Raw genomic sequence first — 24,313 nt, 5'->3', positions numbered from 1 at the left:
AGTCATTGAATGAACGTAGTTAAATGGCAGTGATAAAAATAAGGGTCGAATATTGCATTCGACCCTTATTTTAAATTCGAGAAAACCAACACAGCTAGCGCCAGACTTATAACCAATGCTTACGTTTAAAGAAGAAGTAAGTACCTGCGGCACTGGCTAACATCATCACAATCGCCATAGGGTAACCGTATTGCCACTCAAGCTCAGGCATGCTGGCAAAGTTCATCCCATAACTACTGGCAATCAAGGTCGGTGGTAGAAACACCACAGCGGCAACCGAGAATATTTTGATGATTTTGTTCTGCTGCAGACCACTGAAACCCATGGCCGCATCGAGCAGAAAGTTTAACTTATCGAAAATAAACTGACTGTGGGGCATCAGCGACTCGATATCCGACAACATTTCCCGCAAGTCCTTTAAATGTTCATCGGATAACTGGCCACGATAATAACGCTGCATATAACGCAGTGAGCGCTGAGTATCGAGCAAACTTAATCGGATTTTACCATTAGAGTCTTCTTGCAGAGTGATGAGTTTAAATACATCGTCAAGTTCGTCGTTATCAAATACTTGCTCACCGACATTTTCAAGTACAGTGTAAACGTCTTCAATTAAGTCAGATAGATAATCCACTTTCAGATTAAATAACTCGAGAAACAATTCCTGCGGTGTCGATACTTCTAACCGCCCTAAACGCAAATAGTTACGCAGCAAACGGATAAGACCTACGTCTTCTTCCCGAATTGTCAGTAAAAAATTGCTACGAAGGTTGAAGGAAACGTTAACGCCGCGCACATCTTGGCCGACACGCTGTGGGAATAACGAATTAATATGCAAGCCGTCACTGTTTTGATAAAAACGTGCTGAGGCCTCAATTTCATTGATATCTTCTTCGTCAGGCACTTCTTCAACAGAAAAATGACTTAACCACTCTCGCTCCTCATCATCGGGTTTATACAGATCTAACCAAATGGTCGATGCGGGAATACTGTCCAGTATGCCGAGCTCTGTCACAGTAAGGTGACGATTATCATAGACATAAGCAGTAATCATTTGTCCTCCTGAAAAAAAACTTAAGTTAACGATTCCACTTAAGTGCAGGCTAAAAAATTGTCGCTAGTTTACCGCATAAGTTGGCAATGAAAAGGCGTGCAAGGTAATTTAGTAAAATAAATATGCCTTAGTCGGTTTCGATAATTGCCAACCGTTCTTGGGTCGAAAAGCGAATATGGATGCCATCGATAGTGACCATTTTCGAGTCTGAGATATCCCCTTTTCGCACACGATACTCGCCGTTATTGTCGGCATTCGGTGACACAATTCTCACAGTGACAATTCTATGCTGATCGCGCCAATACCAAACACTGTAACTCAGCAGGCTAAATCCAATCACCACAAATACACCGGTCAACAGGTATCGGCGCCACAGCGGTTCACTAAAACGCTTTGAACTGAGATTAACAGCCTGAGGTTCAATCTGACGCTTGCGTTTCACCAGTAAAAACCAAGCGCCAACAATAACTAAGACTGTTAGTAAAATTTTAATGAGCATGGCTCTTTCCTCTGATAAACGTCCGCTTGTGCTCAATTGTCTCGATCAAGCCAGCAGCAATCTTGCATTGACCCTTCAATGCCACACAAGTTAGCGCATTATACGCAGACTTATGTGGATAAACTGTCTTTGGGATCAAGCTTAAAGTGCACAGTCAAATAGATAAGGCGAATGTATGAGCCACACACATGCACATAGACATAGACAAAGCAGAACGTTGAAACAGAGTACAACAGACTTATGACAGGGCGAAAACACTGCGGGACCTATACCTAAAATTGATTGCTACAGATCACAACACTCAACATAAGTAAGTACCTGAAATTAAAAATCTTCAAATCCCTTCGCCATCCGCTGAATTTGTGCCAAAGGAACGCAGTGGCGATTACGTTTCGCGCATTCTTGCTGATGAGCCAGACTGCTTGGTTCACCCACAAGCACAATTCTAACTTGATAAGCTAAGGCTTTTGCCGCCGCTTCATAGGCCATGTATTCCCAGTGGCACAGATTGGTATTGTCACAAATCACCACGGGCTCGCTTGAAGAAAGTGCCTGAATAAACCCCGTCAAATTACATTGATGAAACTCAGGTAATTTCTTGGCATCGAAACGGTATTCATCTTCATGGTAGAAAAAACTATCGGTCGAAAATACGCCACGTTGCCGCACGCTAATGGCTTTTTCTAAAGGAAGGGAAAGAATATAAGTTTCAACCCAATGTGACTTACCACTGCCCGGTAAACCACGCATTATAATCGCAACTTTTTCGCTCATGTGTTCGACTCACTGCCAATCACTCGACCCGCTAAAATGGTATCAACCAACTGAGGCACTAACTCCCCCGCTTTTCCTGTGAGATGATATTGAAACTGACTGTGTCTATCAGGTGCCATCATATTCACTTCGACTGTTTGAGCCCCATGATGGTTAGCAGTATCCACAAAGCCCGCGGCAGGATAAACAGTGCCAGAGGTGCCAATGGCGATAAACAAGTCGCAGTTATCCAGCGCATCGTGAATTCGATCCATCCCTAAGGGCATTTCACCAAACCACACCACATGGGGGCGTAATCGCTGAGCCGGAATACAACAAGTACAGCAATTATCGGCACCAAAGGGCTCACGTAAAATAAAGGTCTGACGTGAGCGCGGACAACGGCCTTTGGATAATTCACCGTGCATATGCAATAAGCGGCGCGAGCCCGCACGCTCATGCAAATCATCAATATTTTGTGTGATGATAAGTAATTGACCTTTAAAGTCCGCTTCCAACTTTGCCAAGGCCACGTGCGCTGCATTGGGTTCAACCGTGCCACTGTGCAGTTGCAACCAACGACTATTGTAAAATCGCTCTACCAATTCAGCATCACGCTCATAACCTTCTGGTGTAGCAACGTCTTCAATATGATGCTCTTCCCATAGACCATCTTGATCACGAAAGGTGCGTAAACCCGACTCAGCAGAGATCCCTGCGCCGGTTAACACCACAATTTGCTGGTACATGCCGATTCCTTATTATTTTATTTATTTGAATTATTCTCACTGACTTTGGCAGCCGTGAATATTATTCCTTGGTATAACCATACAAAAACTATGCTTGAATTGCCGCAAAATATTGTGATTTAACGCCTATTGACACAATTTATCTGCATATCGCCCTAGAAAGCCAGAACAAAGGTTTAAGTTTTCAACCTGAGCACCTATAATGGCAAACACTATCCACGGATGAACCTATTGGTTCTGCAATCAAGAGATTAGCAATGACAGATGGAAATCAAGCGCTAAAAAAAGCGGGTTTGAAAATTACCCTGCCACGAGTCAAGATCCTAGAACTGATGCAAGGACCTGAAAACCAACATATCAGTGCAGAAGATTTGTACAAGAAGCTGCTCGATATCGGTGAAGAAATTGGTCTAGCCACCGTCTACCGTGTGTTAAACCAATTTGATGATGCAGGTATTGTCAGTCGCCATCATTTTGAGAGCGGTAAAGCCGTTTTCGAACTATCGACTCAGCATCATCATGATCACTTAGTTTGCCTATCGTGTGGCAAAGTGATTGAGTTTTCAGATGAAGTCATCGAACGTCGTCAAGATGAAATTGCCATGAAACACAACATTAAGTTGACTAATCACAGCTTATATTTGTACGGCACTTGCACCAACGATACCTGTGAGCATAACGACGCCTAAGTCGGCCATTGTGTTTATAAAGAATTAAGCAAAAAACCAGCCTAAGGCTGGTTTTTTATTGGATGATGTTTACGGGTAAACCGCTATAACACCTTGGCGTAGATATTCACTTTATGGCCCATAAACTCATTTTGCTCACGCCAATACATGCCCACACGCTTAGCTACGCCTTCAGAACCGAGATTCCCTGCTAAGATAAGTGCAATCGTCTGATCAATACCAAAACGTTTAAATTCGGCTAATGCAGCAAATGCGGCCTCAGTACCAATTCCTGTTCCCCAATACTCAGGGAAATAACGATAACCTAGTTCGACTTCGCTGAATTCTGGAATAAATTTCGGACCACAAAAACCAATCACCCGCTTATCAGCTTTATGCTCTACCGCCCAACGACCAAAACCATGTTGCAGATAATCGACTTGGATCACCTTGTGAAACAACTCAACCGCCTGCTCGCGAGCTGTAAATGCCGCGGTGGGAATGTATTTCAGCATCGCGGGATTACTGTTCATCAAATAAAGCGCTTCACAATCTTGCTCAGTAAATGGTCGAATAATTAACCGTTCAGTTTGGGTTATCATCTTTGCTCCTTCAAAAATGGCACTTAAAAATCAACCAATGGTTCGCTTAAAGTGCACTGGCGTAACGTCAACGACACTACGCCAATACCTCAAGCTTAACGGTGGAAATCACCACTGCGTTCAGGCTGATACAGGATTTCCTCAATACGCACTTTTACCATAGAACCACCCGGACCTGGCCATTCAATTTCATCACCTTGAGAGAGCCCTAATAATGCGCTGCCCACCGGCGCCAAAATAGAAATCGTCCCTGCGCCGTTCACGTCTTTTGGATACACTAAACGTAAACAGAAAGTCTCATTACTGGATGAAACGCTAAACTTCACTTCTGAATTCATGGTCACCACATTCGCGGGCACCTGTGATGCAGGCACAATATCGGCTCTGTCTAATTCAGCCTCCAATGCCGCTTTGCCCGGAAACGCATTTGCCGGCAGTGACTCCAATAATCGCTCTAGTCTTTCTAAGTCAATTTCCGAAATAATGATTTTAGGTGTTTTCACAGTTTTTCCCTCGTAAAAAATGTGATGTTTAAGCCGTTACTGTGGCTAACATCGACTCTGTTGCTTACCCTCCCCCAATGCGATAAGCCCCATAAAACAAATACGCTCGCAACGATAGACTGCAACCGTGTTAAATAAATTTGAGTTCAAGATTTTTTGCAGAACAGCACTGAAGCCATAAGCACTTAGCTCATGGTTAATGGCTCTACTCACATTATCCTCGCCAATGACACAGACGAGCGCGTAGTAGAGAAGCATCAATCTAACCCGTAGAAGAAAAAATATCTAGTCTTCATGGTGTTAGCTCAATCTCATTCCTGTCATTTACTGCGATTCGCTGCCGAAATTACAGCCAATAAAAAAGGCGCCTTAGGCGCCTTTTATATTCGAAAGGTTAGCTTACCAACCTGTACGAATACGCAGCGCTTTGCCGATATCAGCAAGCGAGCGGACAGTTGTCACGCCCGCTGCTTCTAATGCAGCAAATTTGTCTTCTGCAGTACCTTTACCGCCAGCGATAATCGCGCCAGCATGGCCCATACGCTTACCTGCAGGTGCAGTGACACCCGCAATATAAGACACAACAGGCTTAGTCACGTGTGCTTTAATGAAAGCCGCCGCATCTTCCTCAGCGTTACCACCGATTTCACCGATCATAACGATCGCTTCAGTCTGTGGATCGTTTTGGAACATTTCCAGTACATCAATGAAGCTAGTACCTGGAATTGGGTCACCACCAATACCTACGCAAGTAGATTGGCCGAAACCTTCATCCGTTGTTTGCTTAACCGCTTCATAAGTCAGAGTACCTGAACGAGAAACGATGCCCACTTTGCCTTTTAAGTGGATGTGACCTGGCATAATACCGATCTTACATTCACCAGGGGTGATAACACCTGGGCAGTTAGGGCCGATCATGCGAACGCCAGTTTCTTCAAGCTTCACTTTAACTTGCAGCATGTCCAGTGTAGGAATGCCTTCAGTGATACAAACGATAAGCTCGATGCCACCGTCGATAGCTTCAAGAATGGCATCCTTACAGAACGGAGCCGGAACATAGATCACAGAAGCAGTCGCACCAGTCGCAGCCACAGCGTCTTTCACAGTGTTGAACACTGGCAGACCTAAGTGAGTTTGACCACCTTTACCAGGAGACACACCGCCCACCATTTGCGTACCGTAATCGATAGCTTGTTGTGAGTGGAATGTACCTTGACCGCCAGTGAAACCTTGGCAAATTACCTTGGTATCTTTATTGATTAAGACAGACATTATTTGCCCTCCGCAGCTTTAACTACTTGCTCAGCCGCGTCAGTTAGACTGGTAGCTGCAATGATATCTAGACCTGATTTAGCTAATACTTCACGGCCAAGTTCAGCGTTAGTACCTTCTAAACGAACCACAACAGGTACTTTAACGCCCACTTCTTTAACTGCGCCGATAATACCTTCTGCGATCATGTCACAACGTACGATACCGCCGAAAATGTTAACCAGAACCGCTTTCACATTGCTGTCAGACAGAATGATTTTGAATGCTTCTGCTACACGTTCTTTCGTCGCGCCGCCGCCTACGTCTAGGAAGTTCGCTGGCTTGCCACCGTGCAAGTTAACGATATCCATAGTGCCCATCGCCAGACCAGCACCGTTCACCATACAGCCAACGTTACCGTCTAATGCAACGTAGTTCAGCTCGAACTTAGCAGCGTGAGCTTCGCGGGCATCATCCTGTGATGGATCGTGCATGCCTTTGATTTTTGGTTGACGGTAAAGTGCGTTACCGTCGATACCGATTTTACCGTCTAGGCAGTGTAGGTTGCCTTCAGTGGTAATAACCAGTGGGTTGATTTCAAGCAATGCGAAATCATGATCAACGAACATAGTCGCCAGACCCATGAAAATCTTAGTGAACTGCTTCATTTGAGTTGGGTTTAAACCTAACTTGAAGCCAAGATCACGTGCTTGATAACCTTGTGGGCCAGTCAAAGGATCTATGATTGCAGTGTGGATGAGTTCTGGCGTTTCTTCTGCCACTTTCTCAATTTCAACACCACCTTCAGTCGACGCCATGAACACAACACGACGAGTCGCGCGGTCAACAACGGCACCTAAGTACAGTTCGTTAGCGATGTCGGTACAGCTTTCTACTAAAATTTTAGCAACCGGCTGGCCTTTCTCATCAGTTTGATAAGTCACCAGATTTTTGCCTAACCAGTGTTCGGCAAAGGCTCTGATTTCTTCTTTATCGCCAGTGACTTTAACGCCACCTGCTTTACCGCGGCCGCCTGCGTGTACTTGACACTTAACAACCCATAAATTTCCGCCAATATGGCCTGCCGCTTCTACAGCTTCTTGGGCTGTATCACATGCAAAACCTTCTGACACTGGTAAACCATATTCGGCAAATAAGGATTTTGCCTGATACTCATGCAAATTCATGATGATCTATCCGTATACTTCTAATCAAATCCAACTGGCCCGTTTGGGCCAGTCACGAGGGTATGTCTGGCTATTTCTTTAAGCGCAATCTCTTATCGAGTTGTGTTACAGATCAAGCAGCAGACGAGTTGGGTCTTCTAGGAAGTCTTTAATCGCAACCAAGAAACCAACAGACTCACGGCCATCAACAATACGATGGTCATATGAGAGTGCTAGGTACATCATGGGCAGGATTTCAACCTGACCATTGACTGCCATTGGGCGATCTTTAATGGCATGCATGCCTAAAATCGCACTTTGTGGCAGGTTAAGGATCGGTGTAGACATCAGTGAACCGAAAACACCACCGTTAGTCACAGTGAAGTTACCGCCAGTCATGTCAGCCACAGTCAGCTTACCGTCACGGCCTTTAAGGGCTAAGTCACGAACTGCTTTTTCGATTTCAGCTAAGTTCATGGTATCTGTATCACGTAACACTGGTGTTACCAGACCGCGTGGTGTTGATACTGCGATGCTGATGTCGAAGTAGTTGTGATAGACGATATCATCGCCATCAATAGACGCGTTGACTTCTGGGAAACGTTTCAGCGCTTCAGTCACGGCTTTGATGTAGAAAGACATAAAGCCTAAACGGATACCGTGGCGCTTTTCAAAGATATCTTGGTATTGCTTACGGATATCCATGATTGGCTTCATGTTCACTTCGTTAAACGTCGTGAGCATAGCGGTAGAGTTTTTCGCTTCTAACAAGCGGTTTGCGATTGTCTTACGCAGACGTGTCATTGGCACGCGCTTCTCGCTACGGCCAGCCGCTAACGGAGCTACAGCAGGTGCTGCTGGCGCCGCAGCTTTAGGGGCAGACTTAACGAAGGCTTCTACGTCTTCTTTCGTAATACGACCACCCACACCAGTGCCTTTTACTTTGCTGGCATCAACATTTTGCTCTGCCAGTAAACGGCGAACAGATGGGCTTAACGCATCACTGCTTTCATCGCTGGTTTCAGCTGCTGGCGTTGCCGCTTCAGCTTGCGCTTTAGTGACTTCTTTGCCCGATACAGCACCGGCGATGAATTTAGCGATCACTTGTTCACCTAGAACAGTGGCGCCTTCTTCAAACAAAAACTCGCCAATGTGGCCATCTTCTGGCGCAACCACTTCAAGAACCACTTTATCGGTTTCAATATCAACCAGGTTTTGATCACGAGAAACTTGCTCGCCCACTTTCACATGCCAAGTGGCAATCGTGGCATCGGCAACAGATTCTGGTAGTACGGGTACCTTGATTTCGATACTCATGAAAAACTATCCTTTTATAAAATGTCTATTACTACAGTGCGATTGTAAGTTTCAGGGCACTGTTCACTAAAGATTCTTGCTGATGTGTGTGCAACTCAGGGTAACCACACGCTGGTGCAGCTGACGCTTCACGACCAGCATAAGTTAACTGTGCACCTGCAGGAACCGCGGCCCAGAAATGGTGTTGACTAGAGTACCAAGCACCTTGGTTCTGTGGCTCTTCCTGACACCAAACAAAATCTTTCACATGTTGGTAATCAGCCAAAGCAACGATCATTTCATCATGTGGGAACGGATATAACTGTTCGACACGGATTAACGCTACGTTAGTGATATTTTCTTTACGACGTTTTTCCAGCAGCTCGAAGTAAACCTTACCACTGCAGAAGACAACTCGGTCAACCTTGCTTGCTTCCAACGTATCGATTTCACCGATCACATTTTGGAAACTGCCATTGGCTAATTCTTCCAAGCTTGAAACCGCTAATGGATGACGTAGTAATGACTTAGGCGACATGACGATAAGTGGTCGACGCATAGGACGCACTACTTGGCGGCGCAACATATGGTAGACCTGTGCAGGTGTTGAAGGCACACACACTTGCATATTGTGGTTAGCACACATCTGCAAGAAACGCTCTAAACGGGCGCTTGAATGCTCAGGACCTTGACCTTCATAGCCATGGGGTAACAGCATAGTCAGACCACATAAACGGCCCCACTTCTGCTCACCCGATGACAAGAACTGATCGATTACCACTTGGGCACAGTTCGCAAAGTCACCAAACTGCGCTTCCCAAATAGTCAATCCGCCGGGTTCAGCTGTGGCATAACCATACTCAAACGCCAGTACTGAGGCTTCAGATAATACTGAGTCAGTAATATCAATTGGGCCTTGTTCATCAGCAATATTGCGCAGTGGCATGTAAGTCGTGCCATCGTTTTGATTGTGCAATACAGCATGACGATGGAAGAAAGTACCGCGGCCAGAATCCTGACCTGTAATACGTACACGCTTGTTGTCTTCCAGAATCGAGGCATAAGCCAGCGTTTCTGCAAAACCCCAATCGAGTGGTTTCTCGCCTTTTGCCATCGCTAAACGGTCGCTATAAATCTTAGCCACCCGTGATTGCAATGGATGACTTTCAGGTACATAGCTCAGTTTGTCAGCCAGACTTTGTAAACGCTCAGCCGACATAGAGGCTTGATACGCTTCGTCCCACTCACGACCGATATACGGAGTCCAGTCAACAGAATGCAGCGTCATTGGGCGCCATTCTTTAACCACACAATCACCTTGATCTAATGCATCACGGTAATTATTGATAAGACCAGTCACATCATCAGCAGCCATCACATTTTCAGCGATTAGCTTGTCTGCATAAATCTTACGTGGCGTTGGGTGTTTCTTGATCTTGGCATACATCAGCGGCTGAGTTGCACTTGGCTCATCGGCTTCGTTATGGCCATGACGGCGATAACACACCAATTCAACCACCACATCACGTTTGAACTCGTTACGATAATCAACGGCTAACTGCGACACAAAAGCAACGGCTTCGGGATCATCAGAGTTAACGTGGAAAATCGGTGCCTGAACCATCTTAGCGATGTCAGTACAGTATTCAGTCGAACGAGTGTCCGCATGGTTAGAGGTCGTGAAGCCCACTTGATTGTTCACTACGATGCGAATACTGCCGCCGACTTTAAAGCCACGGGTTTGAGACATGTTGAATGTCTCTTGTACTATCCCTTGACCCGCAATGGCAGAGTCACCGTGAATAGTAATAGGCATGACTTGTAAGCCATCCTTACAACCGCGACGGTCTTGACGGGCACGTACAGAACCAATGACCACAGGGTTAACGATTTCAAGGTGCGATGGGTTGAAGGCCAGTGCTAAATGCACATTGCCGCCCGGCGTTTCAAAATCAGAGGAAAAACCTTGGTGGTACTTAACGTCACCAGAACCGTGGGTATCAGCATGCTTACCCGCGAACTCGTCAAACAGTTCAGCTGGACGCTTACCTAATACGTTCACTAACACGTTCAGACGACCACGGTGAGCCATACCGACGACGATTTCTTTAGTACCGGCTTCACCTGCACGATAAATAATTTCGCGCATCATAGGCACTAACGCATCACCGCCTTCTAACGAGAAACGTTTCGCACCAGGGAATTTAGCACCTAAGTATTTTTCAATACCTTCTGCGGCGTTAAGGCCTTCAAGAATGCGTGTCTTAACACTTTTATCGTAGTTAGCTTTACCTAAGGAAGGTTCGAGACGTTGTTGGATCCAGCGTTTCTCATCGGTATCGGTAATGTGCATATATTCAGCACCGATAGAACCACAGTAGGTGGCTTTCAGCGCTTTTACCAAATCCGCGAGCTTCATGGTTTCGCCACCATGAGCAAAAGAACCTGTATTAAACTCACGTTCCATGTCTTCTTTAGTCAAGCCGTGGAAGGCAGGATCTAAATCAGCTACGGGTTCACGTTTCCACAGTTCGAGGGGATCAAGATTAGCACCTTGGTGACCACGGAAACGATGGGCGTTAATTAATTGCAGGACTTTAACTTGTTTAGCATCCATTTCAGGATCCGTCACACGAGCTGAGCTCTTATGGCGACCTTCTAACGCTAAACTGCGAAAATAATCACGTACTTTTGAGTGAGCAGCTTCAGGCGCATCAACAGAGGCACCGTTCACAGGAGGGAGATTATCAAATACCGCACGCCAATCATCGGCGACTGACTGTGGGTCTTCTTGATAGGCTTCATACATCTCTTCTACGTAGGTCGAATTTGCACCACTTAAGTGAGATGATTCGAGCCAGGCTTTCATGATGCCTTGGTGCATTTCTATTCCTTTCAAACTTTATACACGTGCTTAGCCATAGTATTAAATATGCAGTCTGTAGAGATTACCTTCGACGCATAATTTCTGCCGCCCCTAGATGTCCAGATATACGGCGCGTTGTCTTCCATTACATACGCAAAAGAGTCACCTTCTGCTACCAGAAAGTGACTCTTCAAGAGCTATATTATTATTGGTTTCAGCTCGGGTTCTCGCATTACACTGCTCGCTTCAACAGCATGGACTTAATATGACCAATTGCTTTAGTCGGATTAAGACCTTTTGGACAAACGTCAACGCAGTTCATGATGCCATGGCAACGGAACACACTATAGGCGTCGTCCAGCTCAGATAAACGTTCTTCTGTTGCTGTATCGCGACTGTCGATCAAGAAACGATATGCGTGAAGCAGACCGCTTGGACCGATAAACTTATCAGGATTCCACCAGAATGATGGGCAAGCCGTAGAACAACAGGCACACATGATACATTCGTACAAACCATCTAAATGAGCACGCTCTTCAGGGGATTGTAAGTGTTCACGAGCAGGTTGTTTCTCATCATTGATGAGGTAAGGCTTGATCTTCTCATACTGCTTATAGAACTGAGTTAAATCAACAACTAAGTCACGAACAACTGGCATACCTGGTAATGGACGTATTTCTAATTTCTTACCTTTAAAGGTTGAAATTGGGGTAATACACGCCAGACCATTCTTACCATTCATGTTCACGCCGTCTGAACCACACACGCCTTCACGGCATGAGCGACGGAATGACAAAGTCGGATCTTGCTCTTTCAACTTGATCAGTGCATCGAGCACCATCATGTCAGAGCCTTCAGCCACTTCTAAGCTGTAATCCTGCATATACGGTTTAGTATCTACGTCAGGATTGTAGCGATAAACTGCAAATGTCAATTTCATCTTTGCAACTCCTAGTAGGTACGTTTCTTCGGCGGGAATGCTTCACGTAACTTAGGTGCCATGTTCACTGCACGACGATCCATCGTTTCAGTGATTGGGTCAAATAAGCTGTGGCATAACCAGTTCTCATCATCACGCTCTAAATAATCTTCACGTGAGTGAGCACCGCGGCTTTCAGTACGGAAGTTAGCCGCATAAGCCGTGGCGATTGCCGTTGCCATCAAGTTATCTAACTCTAAACATTCAATACGTTGAGTATTGAATTCACGAGAGTTATCAGACAATTTAGCATTTGCAAGACGTTCACGAATCACTTTCAACTGCTCTAACCCTTCAGCCATAGCATCGCCACGGCGGAATACAGAGAAGTTTAATTGCATACACAGTTGCAGATCCTTACGGATTTGCGCTGGGTCTTCGCCATCTTTGTTGCTTTCCCAACGATTCAGACGCGCCAGAGAAGCTTGAATATCTGCATCACTTGCGTCTTTTGGATCGTCAGTCTCATCCAAAGCTTTACCTAAATGCTGACCTGCTGCGCGGCCAAAGACCACTAAGTCAAGCAGTGAGTTACCACCTAAACGGTTTGCACCATGTACAGATACACAGGCAATCTCACCCACAGCGAACAGACCAATAACATCTTGTTCAGTGCCGTCTTCATTCTTACGAATAACTTGACCACTGACCTTAGTTGGTAGGCCACCCATCATATAGTGACACGTTGGTAGTACTGGAATTGGACCATCGGCTGGATCGATATGGGCAAAAGTACGAGACAATTCACACACGCCTGGTAAACGTGCTTCTAATGTTTCTTTACCTAAGTGATCAAGCTTCAGTAAACAGTGTGGGCCTAATGGACCGTCTAAACCACGACCTTCGCGGATTTCAGTCATCATTGAACGTGCTACCACGTCACGTGATGCCAAATCTTTCGCGTTAGGGGCATAACGCTCCATGAAACGCTCGCCGTCTTTGTTCAGCAGATAACCGCCTTCACCACGACAACCTTCAGTCACAAGTACACCCGCGCCGGCGATGCCAGTTGGGTGGAATTGCCACATTTCCATGTCTTGCATTTGCACGCCAGCACGCATTGCCATACCTACGCCGTCACCGGTGTTGATATGCGCGTTAGTCGTCGAAGCGTAAATACGCCCTGCACCGCCAGTCGCAAGAATCGTTGCTTTAGCTTTGAAATAAACGATATCGCCCGTTTCAATTTCAATCGCAGTACAACCCACAACGGCGCCATCATCGTTTTTAACGAGATCTAATGCATACCATTCTGAGAAGACTTGCGTCTTATGCTTAACGTTTTGTTGATATAAACAGTGAAGCAAAGCATGACCAGTACGGTCGGCAGCTGCCGCAGTACGCGCAGCCTGCTCGCCACCAAAGTTCTTAGATTGACCACCAAATGGACGTTGGTAAATCGTACCATTTTCGAAACGAGAGAAAGGCAAACCCATTTGCTCAAGTTCAATCACGGCTTCAGGACCGGTTTTACACATGAACTCGATCGCTTCTTGGTCACCGATAAAATCGGAACCTTTCACGGTATCGTACATGTGTTGTTCCCAATGATCTTCATGGGCGTTACCTAACGCAACAGTGATACCACCCTGCGCAGATACGGTATGAGAACGGGTTGGGAATACTTTTGATAAAAGCGCACAGCTTTTACCTTCTTTGGAAATCTGCAGCGCTGCACGCATACCAGCGCCACCGGCACCGATCACTACAGCATCAAATTCGCGTACTGGAATACTCACTTAGACACCCCACACAATAACAATGCCGGCCGCTAAATAACAAAATACGGTAACGACAAAGGTGAACTGTAAAACACCACGTAACGACGTGCACTTAACGTAATCTGTCAGCACTTGCCATACACCAATCCAAGCATGTACTAATAAGGCTACCAGCGTCAGAAGTGTAAACACTTTCATTGGCAGAGCACTAAATAGGCCATGCCAGACGTCGTAGGTGAGAGGGGAACTACATGCAATAAAGCCAACCAAGAAAATGGTGTAACAGGCGAGGATCACTGCACTAGCGCGTAGTAGAATATAGTCATGAACACCACTGCGTCCAAAACTTGCTGCATTGGTTACCATACCCAGATCCCCGCTATGATTGAAAAGGCTACCGTTAAGGCAAATACAGCTTTCGCTGATGCGGCACCCGATGACAATTCCTCCCAACGACCGGTATCCATTACTAAGTGGCGCAGGCCACCAAACAAGTGATACGCCAGTGCAGTCATAATGCCCCATAGGATAAACTTCATCACGAAGTTATCGAATAGAGACTGTACGCCAGCGAAACTTTCAGCTGATGCTAAAGATGAATTTAGCAACCAAATGAGAATGCCAACTGCGAACAGCATGATGACACCGGAAACACGGTGAAGAATTGACACAATCGCTGTTGCAGGAAAGCGAATGGTCTGCAGATCTAAATGGACAGGTCTTTGCTTTTTCACGTTCTGCTCACTCAGCTCCATTGAGCATTTTTTTTGTTATGTGAACCGCTTTTGTACAAACTTTAAACAGGAGGTTGATCACTGCAAAAGTAAACACAAAAGCAAAGTTTAAACAAACAGTTAACTATCTGAGCACGCACTCATTTAACATGTAAACAAAGGGTGCTTTATAATCGTTGTTTGCGGCCCTTATTGGGCGAGGCAAGTATACTCGCGGCAAATGTCAAATACAAACATCACAGAATGCAAATTATGTTTTTTTGACTATTTTTTACTGTAAGTGCCAGTTACAAATAGAAAAGTAAAGGCTTTTATACCATGGTCTAACAAATTTAAACGCTTATTTAAATTGAAATGTGATCTAGAATGGCTGTAAAGTAATGGCGGTTTGACATGCCGCACTCACAGATAAGAACTAAGTAAGGAGAACGGGGTATGGCTGATTTAAAAGCCAAATTAGAATTACCAGGGAACGACTCGATAGAATTGCCAGTAAAGCAGGGAACCGCTGGTTTTGACGTAATCGATATCAGTAAACTTGGCAGCAAAGGTTACTTTACTTTTGATCCAGGTTTTCTTGCGACTGCCTCCTGTGAATCTGCAATTACCTATATTGATGGTGATCTGGGTATATTGTTACACCGTGGCTATCCAATCGATCAACTTGCCGTTGACTCCGATTACCTAGACCTGTGTTATTTGCTGCTTTACGGTGAACTGCCGACCAAAGCGCAATATACTGAGTTTGTACATACAGTTAAAACCCACACTATGGTTCACGAGCAGCTAGCCTTCTTCTTTAGAGGTTTCCGTCGTGATGCTCATCCTATGGCCATGTTATGTGGTGTGACGGGTGCATTATCTGCATTTTACCAAGACTCTCTGGATGTCAACGATCCACGTCACCGCGAAATCGCCGCTTATCGCTTAGTCTCAAAAATGCCTACGATAGCAGCCATGTGCTACAAGTATTCTTCAGGCCAGCCATTCGTGTACCCACGTAATGACTTAAGCTATGCAGGCAACTTCTTAAGCATGATGTTTGCTGTACCGTGCGAAGAATACGTCGTGAACCCTATTGTTGAACGTGCAATGGACAGGATCTTCATTTTACATGCAGATCATGAGCAAAATGCATCGACTTCAACAGTACGTTTAGCCGGTTCTTCAGGTGCAAACCCATTTGCGTGTATCGCAGCGGGTATCGCATCTCTTTGGGGCCCTGCACACGGCGGCGCTAACGAAGCCTGTTTGCAAATGTTAGAAGAAATCGGTTCAGTAGACCGTATTCCTGAATTCATTGAACGCGCTAAAGATAAAAATGATCCTTTCCGTCTGATGGGCTTTGGACACCGTGTTTACAAAAACTTTGACCCACGAGCCAAAGTGATGCGTGAAACTTGTCATGAAGTGCTGAAAGAACTGAAAGTACAAGATCCACTCTTGGATGTGGCAATGGAGCTTGAGCGCATTGCACTTGAAGACGAATACTTCATTTCTAAAAAGCTGTATCCAAACGTCGACTTCTACTCTGGCATCATTATGAAAGCCATTGGTATTCCAACCAGTATGTTCACTGTGCTGTTCGCACTGGCACGTACTGTAGGCTGGATTGCTCACTGGAAAGAAATGTTAGATCAACCAGGCCACAAAATCAGCCGTCCACGTCAGTTATATACTGGTGAAACTGCGCGTGATTTCGTCGCACAAGACAAACGCTAAGTCCCACGACTTACGCATTAAAAAGCGCCTAAGGGCGCTTTTTTCATTTCAAATAATCCTCTTTTAAACTTCCTTCTCCTGACAAAATACATTGTTGCAATTGCGCACTTGTGTAATCTTAATTAACCGCGTTTAGTTATTCTCATCACTTTTTAAACCTTTTAGCTACATTTAGTAAGAATCACAAATCACACTTAGCCAAAAATACGGCTAACAATTTGAAATTAAACAACTTTAAATATTGGCATAGTTTCTGCTAACAACTGACATCACAATAAAGACAACAGGTAACATTCTTATGGAAAAGTCAAAAATTGCTCAATTCACCCTGCCACTGCTAATGATTTCGATGCTAGCAGCCTGTGGTGAGGAAGAAGTGGTCAAAAAAGAAGAAAAATATGCCATTCCCGTCGAAACCACTACAGTGATGCAAGGAAACGTTTCATCTTTTTACAGTACAACTGCCACCTTAGAAGCGCCACAGGAAGCCAATGTAGTGAGTCGTATATCAGGGCTCATTGAATCTCTCGCTGTTGAAGAAGGTGACCGCGTTCAAAAGGGACAAGTGCTGGCTGTTATTGATGCCAAGAGGCAGCAATATGATTTAGACCGCTCAGAAGCCGAAGTCAAAATCATCGAGCAAGAATTAAATCGTCTGAAGAAAATGAGCAACAGAGAATTTATCAGCGCGGATTCAATGGCCAAACTTGAATATAACTTGCAAGCCGCTATCGCTAAAAAAGATCTCGCCGAACTGCAAGTAAAAGAAAGCCGCGTACTGTCCCCTATCAGCGGTGTAGTTGCTAAACGCTATGTGAAAGCTGGCAATATGGCGAAGGAATTTGGCGATTTGTTTTATATAGTCAACCAAGATGAACTTCACGGTATAGTTCATTTGCCAGAGCAACAGCTTGCGAGCTTAAAACTCGGCCAAGAAGCACAAGTGTTTAGTAATCAACATAGCAAGAATGCTATCCACGCCAAAGTGTTGCGCATAAGCCCGATTGTGGACCCACAAAGTGGCACCTTTAAGGTGACACTTGCTGTGCCGAATCAAGAGGCGCGCCTTAAAGCTGGCATGTTTACCCGAGTTGAGCTCAAATACGATACCCACGAGAACGTGATTACCGTTCCCTACAGCGCCTTGATTAACCAAGACAACAAGCAAGCGCTTTATGTTATTGATGGTACCAATGCGAACCGTCGTGAAGTCGAAATTGGCTACCGTGAAGGTGATTCGGTAGAAGTGATTACAGGTATTAATCCCGGTGAGCAAGTCGTTACCCGTGGCCAGCAAAACTTGAAAGACCAATCCTTAGTCGAAGTGATCACCCCACTCGATCTTGCTTCCGCTAAGAACTGATAGGAGCCTTTCATGTCAATTATCAGCACTTCTGTTAAACGGCCAGTCACGGTATGGATGTTCATGCTGGCGGTGATTTTATTCGGTATGGTGGGATTTTCCCGCCTAGCGGTGAAGTTACTGCCAGACTTAAGCTATCCCACATTAACCATTCGCACTATGTATGACGGCGCGGCGCCAGTTGAAGTCGAACAGCTCGTCTCTAAACCAATTGAAGAAGCCGTTGGCGTGGTCAAAGGCTTACGTAAAATCAGTTCTATTTCGCGCTCCGGCATGTCAGATGTGGTGCTCGAGTTTGAATGGGGCACAACAATGGATATGGCGAGTTTAGATGTACGTGAAAAACTCGACACTATCGCTCTGCCGCTCGATGTTAAAAAGCCCTTATTACTGCGTTTTAACCCCAACCTTGACCCTATTATGCGTCTTGCGCTGTCTGTGCCCAATGCATCTGAAGCCGATCTCAAACAAATGCGCACCTATGCAGAGGAAGAGCTTAAGCGTCGTTTAGAGGCGCTATCTGGGGTCGCCGCCGTGCGTTTATCTGGCGGCCTAGAGCAAGAAGTGCATATTCTGCTCAATCAAGAAAAACTGTCGCAGCTCAATCTCAATGCCGATGATATTAAACGTCGTATTAATGAGGAAAACATCAACCTCTCTGCGGGTAAAGTGATCCAAGGTGATCGCGAATACTTAGTACGAACGCTAAACCAATTCAACTCATTAGATGAACTCGGCCAAGTGATCGTCTATCGCGACGAGCAAGCTTTAGTCCGTTTATTCGAAGTTGCTACCATCACAGATGCCTACAAAGAGCGTAGTGATATCACCCGCATCGGCAGTCAAGAATCGATTGAACTGGCCATTTATAAAGAAGGTGATGCAAATACTGTCGCTGTCGCCAAAAAACTGCGCGATGAACTCGTCAAAATCAATCAAGACCCTAAGCAAAATAAGCTCGAAGTGATTTACGATCAGTCTGAGTTCATCGAAAGTGCGGTCAGCGAAGTCACCTCTTCTGCGCTGATGGGCAGCTTGTTATCTATGCTAGTGATTTACCTGTTCTTGCGTAATATCATCCCGACACTGATTATTTCTATCTCGATTCCCTTCTCAGTCATCGCCACCTTTAACATGATGTATTTTGCCGATATCAGCTTAAACATCATGTCATTAGGTGGTATTGCCCTTGCCATCGGTCTCTTGGTCGATAACGCCATTGTGGTATTAGAGAACATAGACCGCTGCCGTAGCGAAGGCATGAGTAAATTAGAAGCTGCAGTGACGGGGACTAAAGAAGTGGCAGGCGCAATTTTTGCCTCAACACTCACCACTCTTGCGGTGTTTGTGCCGCTAGTATTTGTGGATGGGATTGCTGGCGCCCTCTTCTCAGACCAAGCGCTAACGGTCACTTTTGCGCTGTTAGCATCGCTATTAGTCGCGTTAACGTCCATTCCAATGCTGGCATCACGTGAAGGCTTTAAAACCTTACCCGCGCTGATAAAAACGACACCTAAGGATAAACCCACCACTAAAATGGGCAAGCTTAAACACTATAGCGCGACTGTGTTTTCCTTTCCTATTCTATTAATTGTTAGTTACTTACCCAGTGCACTACTGACCTTAGTGTTGATTTTAGGCCGCTTCTTCTCATGGCTTATTGGTCTAGTGATGCGCCCGTTAAGCTCAGCATTTAACTTTGTCTACCACAGTATTGAGAAGGTTTATTACAAGCTTCTGGCCTCGGCGCTGCGCCAACAGAAAGCAACACTGTTACTCACGATTGCGATAACAGGCGCTTGTATTAGCTTGTTACCGCGACTTGGTATGGAGCTTATTCCGCCAATGAATCAGGGCGAGTTTTACGTGGAGATCTTACTGCCGCCGGGTACGGCAGTGAGCGAAACCGACAAGATATTACAGCAACTTGCACTGTCCATTAAAGACAGAGCCGAAGTTAAACATGCTTATAGTCAAGCCGGTAGTGGCGGTTTGATGACTTCGGATACTGCCCGCGGGGGTGAAAACTGGGGCCGCTTGCAAGTGGTGCTTAACGACCACAGTACCTATAACGCAGTCACTCAAGTATTACGTGATACTGCGCGCCGCATTCCTGAACTTGAAGCGAAAATAGAGCAACCTGAGTTATTCAGCTTTAAAACGCCACTGGAAATTGAACTCACAGGTTACGATTTAAACTTACTCAAACGCAGCGCAGATAGTCTCGTCAAAGCATTATCCGCCTCGGAGCGTTTTGCCGACGTGAACACCAGTCTACGTGATGGTCAACCTGAGCTAAGTATCCGTTTCGATCATGCAAGGTTAGCAGCTCTAGGAATGGATGCTCCAACGGTTGCAAACCGTATTGCCCAACGTGTTGGCGGTACTGTTGCCAGTCAATACACAGTGCGTGACCGTAAGATTGATATTCTAGTGCGCAGTGAACTCGCGGAGCGGGATCAAATCAGCGATATCGATGCCTTAATCATCAACCCGAATAGCAGTCAACCTATTGCATTAAGCGCAGTTGCAGAAGTTTCATTACAATTAGGCCCATCTGCGATTAACCGCATCAGCCAACAACGTGTAGCTCTCGTATCAGCTAACCTCGCCTATGGTGATTTAAGCGATGCGGTTGCACAGGCGCAACAGATACTATCGCAACAAGTGTTACCCGCATCGGTCCAGGCCCGTTTTGGTGGTCAAAATGAGGAAATGGAGCACTCGTTCCAATCACTCAAAATTGCCCTTATCTTAGCGATTTTCTTAGTGTATTTAGTGATGGCGAGTCAGTTTGAGTCACTACTGCACCCCTTGCTTATCCTTTTTGCCGTACCTATGGCATTAGGTGGCAGTGTACTTGGGCTTTATATCACCCAAACTCACTTGAGTGTGGTGGTATTTATTGGCCTTATCATGTTGGCGGGGATCGTCGTGAACAACGCGATTGTGCTTGTGGATCGGATCAATCAACTGCGTAGCGAAGGTGCTCAAAAACTTGATGCCATTCGTGATGCAGCTAAATCGCGCCTACGCCCGATTATGATGACAACCCTCACCACGACCTTAGGCTTATTGCCGATGGCGCTAGGTCTAGGTGATGGCTCAGAGGTGCGCGCACCGATGGCGATTACGGTGATCTTTGGTCTGAGTTTATCAACACTACTGACCTTAATTGTGCTCCCAGTGCTCTATGCCCTGTTCGACCGTAAAGAATACGCAGTAACTGGCTCACATGTAAACGTAGAGGAGGCTCGCCCATGAACCTCACCCGTTTAGCCATTAAGCGCCCCGTAACCACCAGCATGTTTTTCTTTGCTATCTTGCTGTTTGGTCTCGCCTCGAGTCGCCTATTACCGCTGGAAATGTTCCCCGGTATTGATATCCCACAGATAGTGGTGGAAGTGCCTTACAAAGGATCGACCCCCGCTGAAGTGGAGCGCGATATAACCAAAGTGCTGGAGGAATCCCTCGCTACTATGGGGGGGATTGATGAGCTTGAATCAGAATCCTCCCAAGAAGGCGCCGAAATCGAAATCAACATGAAGTGGGGGGAAAACGTTGCCACTAAGAGCTTAGAAGCGCGGGAAAAAATCGATGCAGTGCGGCATTTACTGCCCAAGGATGTGGAGCGGGTCTTTATCCGCCAATTCTCCACCGCCGACATGCCTGTGCTCACCATACGCATCTCAAGTGATCGTGAGCTTTCAGGTGCATTCGATCTACTCGATAAACAGCTCAAGCGTCCGCTTGAACGTGTTGAAGGTGTCTCTAAGGTCAGCCTGTACGGCGTTGAGCAAAAGCAAATTGAGGTACGCATCAATGCCGACCGCCTTGCCGCCAGTGGATTTTCAGCCACAGATTTGCAACAACGTCTCGGCAGAGAGAACTTTGTGCTGAGCGCAGGTACACTCAGGGCCAGTAGTATCGTTTATCAAGTTTCACCTAAAGGTGAGTTCAGAAACCTTGAAGATATCAAAGCACTAGTACTGATCCCCGGATTGACCTTAGGCGATATCGCCGATGTGCAATTTGCCCTACCTGAACGTATCGAAGGTCGACATTTAGATAAGCACTATGCCGTGGGTTTGGATGTGTTTAAGGAATCTGGCGCTAACTTAGTCGAAGTGTCAGACCGTGTCATGAAGGTGATTGAGCTTGCGAAGCAGGACCAACAGTTCCAAGGTATTCGCCTATTTATCATGGAAGATCAAGCCTCTGGAGTAAAATCTTCACTAATGGATTTGCTGCTTTCAGGGTTAATCGGTGCACTGCTGTCCTTTGTCGTGCTGTACTTATTCCTGCGTAATTTGAAAATGACTTTAGTGGTTGTGTCATCCGTGCCTATTTCAATCGGTATGACGCTCGCCGCTATGTATCTACTCGGTTACAGCTTGAATATTCTGTCTATGATGGGACTCCTGCTCGCCGTCGGTATGCTGATTGATAACGCTGTGGTTGTCACTGAGAGCGTACTGCAGGAAAAACAAGGTAAACACCCTAAAGACAATGAAGAGTCAGTCATGACGGGGGTCGATAAAGTGTCTCTGGCGGTATTGGCAGGCACAATGACAACCGCCATTGTATTTTTACCTAATATTTTTGGCGTAAAAGTCGAGATCACCATTTTTCTAGAGCATGTTGCTATTGCGATTTGTATCTCACTCGCCGCGTCGCTATTGGTCGCAAAAACCTTAATCCCTTTGATGTTGACTAAGTTCCACTTCGACATCGCCCCCGAAAAGGATGCGGGTAAATTACAACGTTTCTACAATAATACCCTAGATTGGGTATTGCTCAGACCTTGGCGCTCAGGTGTGATTGCTGTAGCGATCCTCGCATCCACCGCCCTGCCGCTATCTATGGTTAAACAGGATCAAGAAGACAGCGAGAGCAATGAACGAATCTACATTAACTACCAAGTAGAAGGTCGACATAATCTCAATGTCACTGAGGCGATGATCAACCAAATGGAAGAGTATCTTTATAACAATAAAGAGGAATTCCATATTGATTCTGTCTACAGCTATTATGCCTCTGACGATGGCTCATCGGTGATCCTCCTAAAGAAAGATTTGCCTATATCAGTGGATGAGTTAAAAAAGAAAATCCGTAGCGGCTTTCCTAAGTATTCCATCGCCAAACCACAATTTGGCTGGGGTAATGACAACTCTGGCGTGCGAGTCACACTGACAGGACGTTCAACCTCTGAGCTGATTAATTTGAGCGAACAAGTTATTCCTTTGTTGCAAAATATCAAAGGATTGCAAGATGTTCGCTCCGAGCTTAACGGCGCTCAGCAAGAAGTGATTATCCGCATTGATAGACAAATGGCGGCACGGTTAGATTTAAAACTCAATGAAATTGCCTCAAGTATCTCCATGGCACTGCGCGGTTCACCGCTGCGATCCTTCCGCCACGATCCTAATGGCGAGCTGCGCATCGAAATGGCCTACGAGAAAGAGTGGCAAAAGTCACTTGAGAAACTCAAGCAGTTACCCATAGTACGCCTCGACCAAAGAGTGTACACCTTAGATAATCTGGCGAAGATTGAGATCCAACCCCGCTTCGATACTATCAAACACTTCAATCGCCAAACCTCGCTGTCGATTGGGGCTAACTTAGAAAACCTCACCACAGAAGAGGCGCAAACTAAGATCAAGCAAGTGATGGAAAATATCCGTTTCCCCGATGGTTACGACTATTCACTCCGTGGTGGCTTCGAGCGCCAAGATGAAGATCAGAACGTGATGGTGACTAATATGCTCTTGGCTGTCGCGATGATTTATATTGTTATGGCGGCGTTGTTTGAATCTCTACTGTTACCAACGGCGATTATTACCTCGATCCTATTTTCCATCACAGGTGTATTCTGGGCGCTGTTTATCACTGGCACCCCTATTTCTGTGATGGCAATGATAGGTATCTTGATTTTAATGGGGATAGTGGTGAACAACGGTATCGTTCTGGTGGATCAAATCAATCAGATGACACCGGATCTCGACAAATTGTCTGACACCATTCGGGAGGTGTGTATCACCCGTTTGCGGCCAGTGTTAATGACAGTAGGTACAACAGTACTGGGATTAGTCCCACTGGCGATGGGTGATACCCAAATCGGTGGCGGCGGCCCGCCATATTACCCCATGGCAATCGCCATTATCGGTGGCTTATCGTTCTCGACAGTGACTAGCTTGTACTTAGTCCCCCTGTGCTATCAAGCATTTTATCGGATGCGTCACCGCGCAGCGATTCGCTTAGGCCAAGCCGATCACTTTGCCAAAAAACTGTTACCTTGGACGGTTTAGTTGTCTTGGATAGCTGATGTTCTTGAACAGTTCAGCAATCTTCGGCAACTTAATATGCCATTGAATTTGTAATAAAAAG

Annotated in this window: 19 protein-coding genes; 5 read left to right on the top strand and 14 right to left on the bottom strand. The window is 45.8% G+C overall.

The window, feature by feature from the left end; genetic code table 11:
• Positions 1 to 106: 106 nt before the first annotated feature.
• From corA to cobB, 4 genes are all read right to left on the bottom strand, one after another.
• On the bottom strand, positions 107 to 1,054 hold the full coding sequence (gene corA / locus L5L97_RS06755) for a magnesium/cobalt transporter CorA (RefSeq protein ID WP_105252689.1): 948 nt from the start codon (positions 1,052 to 1,054) through the stop codon (positions 107 to 109).
• Positions 1,055 to 1,181: 127 nt separating this feature from the next.
• Complete coding sequence (locus tag L5L97_RS06750; protein ID WP_263181498.1) at positions 1,182 to 1,553, bottom strand: hypothetical protein; 372 nt, start codon at positions 1,551 to 1,553, stop codon at positions 1,182 to 1,184.
• 324 nt (positions 1,554 to 1,877) lie between these two features.
• On the bottom strand, positions 1,878 to 2,327 hold the full coding sequence (locus L5L97_RS06745) for an ATP-binding protein (protein WP_263181497.1): 450 nt from the start codon (positions 2,325 to 2,327) through the stop codon (positions 1,878 to 1,880).
• Complete coding sequence (gene cobB, locus L5L97_RS06740) at positions 2,324 to 3,055, bottom strand: Sir2 family NAD+-dependent deacetylase (protein ID WP_028759707.1); 732 nt, start codon at positions 3,053 to 3,055, stop codon at positions 2,324 to 2,326. Before cobB ends, L5L97_RS06745 begins: the two co-directional genes overlap by 4 nt.
• A 257-nt stretch (positions 3,056 to 3,312) precedes the next feature.
• Here cobB and fur point away from each other — a divergent pair, with 257 nt between their 5' ends.
• Positions 3,313 to 3,744: a ferric iron uptake transcriptional regulator gene (gene fur / locus L5L97_RS06735; protein WP_028759706.1), complete on the top strand. Its 432-nt coding sequence runs from the start codon at positions 3,313 to 3,315 to the stop codon at positions 3,742 to 3,744.
• Between the two features lie 83 nt (positions 3,745 to 3,827).
• Here the strand turns inward: fur and L5L97_RS06730 are convergent, their stop codons facing one another.
• The 10 genes from L5L97_RS06730 to sdhC form a co-directional block, all read right to left on the bottom strand.
• On the bottom strand, positions 3,828 to 4,325 hold the full coding sequence (locus L5L97_RS06730) for a GNAT family N-acetyltransferase (protein WP_263181496.1): 498 nt from the start codon (positions 4,323 to 4,325) through the stop codon (positions 3,828 to 3,830).
• Between the two features lie 95 nt (positions 4,326 to 4,420).
• Positions 4,421 to 4,828, bottom strand: a complete 408-nt coding sequence (gene rnk / locus L5L97_RS06725) for a nucleoside diphosphate kinase regulator (protein WP_028759704.1) — start codon at positions 4,826 to 4,828, stop codon at positions 4,421 to 4,423.
• A gap of 399 nt (positions 4,829 to 5,227) precedes the next feature.
• Entirely contained in the window at positions 5,228 to 6,100 is an 873-nt protein-coding gene (gene sucD, locus L5L97_RS06720) for a succinate--CoA ligase subunit alpha (RefSeq protein ID WP_028759703.1), read from the bottom strand.
• Positions 6,100 to 7,266 carry an ADP-forming succinate--CoA ligase subunit beta gene (gene sucC / locus L5L97_RS06715; RefSeq protein WP_006081976.1) on the bottom strand — a complete coding sequence of 389 codons (1,167 nt, stop codon included), beginning with the start codon at positions 7,264 to 7,266 and terminating at the stop codon, positions 6,100 to 6,102. Before sucC ends, sucD begins: the two co-directional genes overlap by 1 nt.
• 105 nt (positions 7,267 to 7,371) lie before the next feature.
• Entirely contained in the window at positions 7,372 to 8,562 is a 1,191-nt protein-coding gene (gene odhB, locus L5L97_RS06710; RefSeq protein WP_263181495.1) for a 2-oxoglutarate dehydrogenase complex dihydrolipoyllysine-residue succinyltransferase, read from the bottom strand.
• 31 nt (positions 8,563 to 8,593) lie between these two features.
• Complete coding sequence (gene sucA, locus L5L97_RS06705) at positions 8,594 to 11,425, bottom strand: 2-oxoglutarate dehydrogenase E1 component (RefSeq protein ID WP_198572331.1); 2,832 nt, start codon at positions 11,423 to 11,425, stop codon at positions 8,594 to 8,596.
• Positions 11,426 to 11,639: 214 nt separating this feature from the next.
• On the bottom strand, positions 11,640 to 12,347 hold the full coding sequence (locus L5L97_RS06700; protein ID WP_028759701.1) for a succinate dehydrogenase iron-sulfur subunit: 708 nt from the start codon (positions 12,345 to 12,347) through the stop codon (positions 11,640 to 11,642).
• An 11-nt stretch (positions 12,348 to 12,358) separates the two neighbouring features.
• Positions 12,359 to 14,125: a succinate dehydrogenase flavoprotein subunit gene (gene sdhA, locus L5L97_RS06695; RefSeq protein WP_011847025.1), complete on the bottom strand. Its 1,767-nt coding sequence runs from the start codon at positions 14,123 to 14,125 to the stop codon at positions 12,359 to 12,361.
• Complete coding sequence (gene sdhD, locus L5L97_RS06690) at positions 14,126 to 14,473, bottom strand: succinate dehydrogenase, hydrophobic membrane anchor protein (protein ID WP_028759700.1); 348 nt, start codon at positions 14,471 to 14,473, stop codon at positions 14,126 to 14,128. It abuts the gene before it with no gap.
• Positions 14,467 to 14,862, bottom strand: a complete 396-nt coding sequence (gene sdhC / locus L5L97_RS06685) for a succinate dehydrogenase, cytochrome b556 subunit (RefSeq protein WP_012089416.1) — start codon at positions 14,860 to 14,862, stop codon at positions 14,467 to 14,469. The genes sdhD and sdhC overlap by 7 nt, the downstream gene beginning before the upstream one ends.
• Before the next feature lie 414 nt (positions 14,863 to 15,276).
• Here sdhC and L5L97_RS06680 point away from each other — a divergent pair, with 414 nt between their 5' ends.
• The 4 genes from L5L97_RS06680 (at position 15,277) to L5L97_RS06665 (ending at position 24,234) form a co-directional block, all read left to right on the top strand.
• Positions 15,277 to 16,563, top strand: a complete 1,287-nt coding sequence (locus tag L5L97_RS06680; protein ID WP_105252697.1) for a citrate synthase — start codon at positions 15,277 to 15,279, stop codon at positions 16,561 to 16,563.
• A gap of 298 nt (positions 16,564 to 16,861) precedes the next feature.
• A complete protein-coding gene (locus L5L97_RS06675) occupies positions 16,862 to 17,926 on the top strand; it encodes an efflux RND transporter periplasmic adaptor subunit (protein ID WP_105252698.1) in 1,065 nt (354 codons plus the stop codon).
• A 12-nt stretch (positions 17,927 to 17,938) separates the two neighbouring features.
• Positions 17,939 to 21,190 (top strand): efflux RND transporter permease subunit, encoded by a 3,252-nt coding sequence (locus tag L5L97_RS06670; RefSeq protein WP_263181494.1) that lies wholly within the window; start codon positions 17,939 to 17,941, stop codon positions 21,188 to 21,190.
• On the top strand, positions 21,187 to 24,234 hold the full coding sequence (locus L5L97_RS06665) for an efflux RND transporter permease subunit (RefSeq protein WP_263179869.1): 3,048 nt from the start codon (positions 21,187 to 21,189) through the stop codon (positions 24,232 to 24,234). Before L5L97_RS06670 ends, L5L97_RS06665 begins: the two co-directional genes overlap by 4 nt.
• Positions 24,235 to 24,313 lie beyond the last annotated feature (79 nt).

This window comes from Shewanella sp. SM71 (genome assembly GCF_025653905.1).
Taxonomy (GTDB): domain Bacteria; phylum Pseudomonadota; class Gammaproteobacteria; order Enterobacterales; family Shewanellaceae; genus Shewanella; species Shewanella oncorhynchi.
Note: the sequence above shows the minus strand (reverse complement) of the source record. Positions and strands in the feature narration are given on the sequence as shown.

What these genes read in the sequence shown, in the direction of transcription:
- L5L97_RS06700 (WP_028759701.1), bottom strand. Translation starts at nt 12,347, where the DNA reads ATGAAATTGACATTTGCAGTTTATCGCTACAATCCTGACGTAGATACT.
- L5L97_RS06680 (WP_105252697.1), top strand. Translation starts at nt 15,277, where the DNA reads ATGGCTGATTTAAAAGCCAAATTAGAATTACCAGGGAACGACTCGATA.
- L5L97_RS06750 (WP_263181498.1), bottom strand. Translation starts at nt 1,553, where the DNA reads ATGCTCATTAAAATTTTACTAACAGTCTTAGTTATTGTTGGCGCTTGG.
- fur (WP_028759706.1), top strand. Translation starts at nt 3,313, where the DNA reads ATGACAGATGGAAATCAAGCGCTAAAAAAAGCGGGTTTGAAAATTACC.
- sucA (WP_198572331.1), bottom strand. Translation starts at nt 11,425, where the DNA reads ATGCACCAAGGCATCATGAAAGCCTGGCTCGAATCATCTCACTTAAGT.
- L5L97_RS06730 (WP_263181496.1), bottom strand. Translation starts at nt 4,325, where the DNA reads ATGATAACCCAAACTGAACGGTTAATTATTCGACCATTTACTGAGCAA.
- sdhD (WP_028759700.1), bottom strand. Translation starts at nt 14,473, where the DNA reads ATGGTAACCAATGCAGCAAGTTTTGGACGCAGTGGTGTTCATGACTAT.
- sucC (WP_006081976.1), bottom strand. Translation starts at nt 7,266, where the DNA reads ATGAATTTGCATGAGTATCAGGCAAAATCCTTATTTGCCGAATATGGT.
- odhB (WP_263181495.1), bottom strand. Translation starts at nt 8,562, where the DNA reads ATGAGTATCGAAATCAAGGTACCCGTACTACCAGAATCTGTTGCCGAT.
- L5L97_RS06665 (WP_263179869.1), top strand. Translation starts at nt 21,187, where the DNA reads ATGAACCTCACCCGTTTAGCCATTAAGCGCCCCGTAACCACCAGCATG.
- L5L97_RS06670 (WP_263181494.1), top strand. Translation starts at nt 17,939, where the DNA reads ATGTCAATTATCAGCACTTCTGTTAAACGGCCAGTCACGGTATGGATG.
- sucD (WP_028759703.1), bottom strand. Translation starts at nt 6,100, where the DNA reads ATGTCTGTCTTAATCAATAAAGATACCAAGGTAATTTGCCAAGGTTTC.
- corA (WP_105252689.1), bottom strand. Translation starts at nt 1,054, where the DNA reads ATGATTACTGCTTATGTCTATGATAATCGTCACCTTACTGTGACAGAG.
- L5L97_RS06745 (WP_263181497.1), bottom strand. Translation starts at nt 2,327, where the DNA reads ATGAGCGAAAAAGTTGCGATTATAATGCGTGGTTTACCGGGCAGTGGT.
- cobB (WP_028759707.1), bottom strand. Translation starts at nt 3,055, where the DNA reads ATGTACCAGCAAATTGTGGTGTTAACCGGCGCAGGGATCTCTGCTGAG.
- L5L97_RS06675 (WP_105252698.1), top strand. Translation starts at nt 16,862, where the DNA reads ATGGAAAAGTCAAAAATTGCTCAATTCACCCTGCCACTGCTAATGATT.
- sdhC (WP_012089416.1), bottom strand. Translation starts at nt 14,862, where the DNA reads ATGGAGCTGAGTGAGCAGAACGTGAAAAAGCAAAGACCTGTCCATTTA.